This window comes from Streptomyces minutiscleroticus (assembly GCF_014650875.1).
In the GTDB taxonomy this organism is placed as follows: Bacteria; Actinomycetota; Actinomycetes; order Streptomycetales; family Streptomycetaceae; genus Streptomyces; species Streptomyces minutiscleroticus.
Map to the genome: position 1 here is coordinate 1 of NZ_BMVU01000216.1, position 966 is coordinate 966.

Consider the following 966-nt stretch of genomic DNA (forward strand, 5'->3'; position numbering starts at 1 on the left):
CCTAGTAGGTTCCGCGCCAGGTTGATGTAGTCTCGTCCGTTATGCGCTTGGCGAGGTTGTCGATAGAGGCAATGTGGATCATGGCTTCGGAACTGGCGGTGAGGGTCTCGTAGTCGCGGGCGAGGCGGCGGTGCATCATGATCCAACCGATACTCCGCTCCACCACCCAGCGCCTTTTGACAACGTGAAAGCCGCGAACTCCGGGGTTTCTGTTGACGACTTCGACGTCGATTCCGAGGCGGGCGCCGTGCTCGACGACAGCGTTCTTGAAGCCGGTGTCGACCCAGCTCTTGGAGATGGTCGGATACGTTTCTTTCGCCTGGTCGAGGAGGCGTATTCCCAGAGCGTTTTCCGAGAGGCCGGCGGCGGTGACGGTCACGGCGAGGATGAGGCCGATGGTGTCGGTGAGGATGCCACGCTTCCTCCCGACGATCTTCTTGGCTGCATCGGTTCCCTGGCTGGTCAGGGGGACGTTGTTGGACGTCTTTACGCTCTGGGTGTCGATCACGGAAGCGGTTGGTTCGGGCTTGCGCCCTTCCTTCACCCGGGCCAGTCCGGTCAGGTCGTAGTTGAGTTGGGCGAAGATTCCTTCGTCGCGCCAGGCCGCGTAGTAGGCGTAGACGGTGCCGTGATTGGGGAAGTCATGCGGAAGGTATTTCCAGGGGACTCCCGTGCGGTTGACGTAGAGGATTGCGTTGAATACGTCACGTAACTCGACCTTGGCGGGCTGGCCGGTGGGTCTGCGGTCGAGCCGGGCTTTTCTCCAGGCCGTCAAGGTCGGCTCGATCAGGGCCCATCGGGCGTCGGACAGGTCGCTGGGGTATGGCTTGCGCTCGCTCACGGCGTAGCGTGATCACGGACGAGCCGGAGGAATCGGTTCCGCTGCTCGTCGGGCGATTCTGTGGCAACTTCAAATCAGACGGACTTGCGGGCGCAAAAGCCAACGAGACGGATGGCCAAGCCTCC

Annotated in this window: 1 protein-coding gene; it reads right to left on the minus strand. The window is 61.9% G+C overall.

All coding sequences use genetic code 11. The features are described 5' to 3' along the window. Position 1: 1 nt before the first annotated feature. Positions 2-841: an IS5 family transposase gene (locus tag IE271_RS41080; RefSeq protein ID WP_190195501.1), complete on the minus strand. Its 840-nt coding sequence runs from the start codon at positions 839-841 to the stop codon at positions 2-4. Positions 842-966 lie beyond the last annotated feature (125 nt).